The sequence below is a fragment of the Mesorhizobium sp. M7A.F.Ca.CA.002.09.1.1 genome (assembly GCF_003998555.1).
GTDB lineage: Bacteria > Pseudomonadota > Alphaproteobacteria > Rhizobiales > Rhizobiaceae > Mesorhizobium > Mesorhizobium ciceri.
The window spans coordinates 1-2,075 of the sequence record NZ_RZRR01000947.1 but is presented as its reverse complement, the minus strand read 5'-3'; the positions used below and the strand labels follow the sequence as shown (position 1 = coordinate 2,075).

At 66.8% G+C, this 2,075-nt stretch carries 1 protein-coding gene and 2 pseudogenes; all 3 read right to left on the bottom strand.

What is annotated here, in order from left to right:
• Positions 1-284, bottom strand: a pseudogene (locus EN994_RS28735) (heparinase); the annotation flags it as partial.
• Between the two features lie 147 nt (positions 285-431).
• Complete coding sequence (locus EN994_RS28730; RefSeq protein WP_063169464.1) at positions 432-1,859, bottom strand: RsmB/NOP family class I SAM-dependent RNA methyltransferase; 1,428 nt, start codon at positions 1,857-1,859, stop codon at positions 432-434.
• A pseudogene (locus EN994_RS28725) lies at positions 1,817-2,075 on the bottom strand (protease HtpX); the annotation flags it as partial. The pseudogene EN994_RS28725 and the gene EN994_RS28730, both read right to left, overlap by 43 nt.

The window sequence follows — 2,075 nt, the reverse complement described above, 5'->3', positions numbered from 1 at the left end:
GTCTTCTGCCACCCGTGATTGGGCACGTTGATCTGGAAAGGCGACTTGCCGCCGGTCTCGACCAGATGCCCCGACAGGGGATAGCGGCCGTAATAGATCTCGAGTGCGATCTGCGGGTCGGCGAGGCGCAGGTCCGGCGGTGCGATCAGCACACGTTCCGGCGTGCGGCCGGAATAGCGCCAGCGATAGACAGGCCCGGCGCGCAGGCGCCGGCGCGTTTTGCGCCAGAACTCCTTCGCGACAAGCGTCCACAGACGCGTCGTGCTGCTGGCAGCCAGTGCCAAAACCCCTCCTGATCGTCCTCTACCCCGGCGCCGAGTCTACATGATTGCACGATTCGTGCGAAGGCGAATTCCACGAGCCCGGGCCGGTTCACCTGCTTCTGCCCCCGGTCCTGCCTAAAAAAGGCAGCAAATCCGGCAGTTCAAGCCCTAGCCGGCTCGCCGCATGCGAGCGGCGAAGAAGCCGTCGAGGCCTGAGCGTTCCGGCGCGCCGAGGTCCAGGTCGGCGGGCGTGGTGCGCAGCGTGCCTTGCGGCGTCAGGAATGGAGCGATGCCGGCGATCTCGCCTTGCAGCAGCGGATCATTGGTGATTTCAGGCGTGCCGGCGAGAAAGGCGCGACAGAGATCCTCGCCTTCGAGCGGATCGAGCGAACAGTTGGAAAAGACGATCCTGCCGCCGGGCTTCACCAGCGTCACAGTGCGGGCGAGCAGCCTGCGCTGCAGGTCGGCCAGTTTTTCGACATCGGCAGAAGTCTTGGTCCATGGCACGTCGGGGTGCCGCCGCACCGTGCCGGTCGACGAGCAGGGCGCGTCGAGGAGAACGGCGTCGAACAATTCCTTCGGCTCGAATTTGAGCAGGTCGGCCTGGACGATCTCGGCGGACAGGCCGAGGCGCTCGAGATTCTGCGTCAGCCGCGCAAGCCGGTTTTTTGACGTGTCGACGGCGGTGACCTTCGCGCCGGCAACGATCAGCTGCGCGGTCTTGCCGCCGGGCGCGGCGCAGAGATCGGCAACCCGCAATCCCGTGACATCGCCGAACAGTCGGGCGGGCAGGCTGGCCGCGGCGTCCTGGACCCACCAGGCGCCCTCGGCAAAGCCAGGCAATTCGGTGACAGGACCGACAAGATTCTCGACCCGCACCGTGCCGGTCGGCAGGACGATGCCGCCGAGTTTTTCGGCCCAGAGTCCGGGATCGGCCTTGACCGAGAAGTCGACCGGCGCCTCAACGCGGTGCGCTTCGAGGATCTGTCTGGCCTTTTCGTTGCCGTAGGTAGTCTTCAGCCTGTCGGAAAACCATTCGGGCGCCTCGTCGGTGGCGGCAAGGGCGGCAGGCAATTCCGTTTCCTTGGCCCGTGCCAGTGTGCGCAGCACGCCATTGACGAGGCCGGAGAACCGCACCGTGCGCGGATCGGACTTGGCATGGGTCACCGCAATGTCGACGGCGGCGCTGTCGGGAATATCGAGGAACAGGATCTGTGCGGCCGCCACATGCAATATGTGCGACAGCGCCGTGGCATTGGGCGGCAGCGGCTTTTCCAGGCGCCGCGCCAAGAGCCCCGATATGGTCATGCGATAGCGCAGCGCGGTGACCAGAATGGCGCGGACAAGGCCGCGATCGCGCAAATCGAGCGCCTTGTATTGCGGGTGGCCGTTCTCGTGATCGGTCAGCCCGTCAAGCGGTGTCCTGGCATCGATGACGGCGGCCAGCAGGCGGGCCGCTGCCTTGCGCGCGGCGAGACCGGCGACGAAGTCGCCGCCGTCCCTGTGTTCCTGATCACCTGAAACCGTGCGTCGAGGTCCTCTGTCCGCCACGCTCACGACCACCGGCCCCTGGGCCCGGTCGGATTGCGACCCCATGGGTTGGATTTGGGCTTGGCGGGCTCCGCCGGCTGCTCGGGCCGTGCTGTCTGATCCCACGGGCCGGATGGCCGCAGTTCGTCCGCCTGGCGTGGCGTTGGGGCCTGGCGCGGTGCAGCCCGGGTTTCGCTGCCGGCCATGTCGCGCGCCATCGCCTGCAAGGCTGCAATGCGGTTCTCAGTGGCGGGGTGGGTGGAGAACAGGCTGTCCATGCGC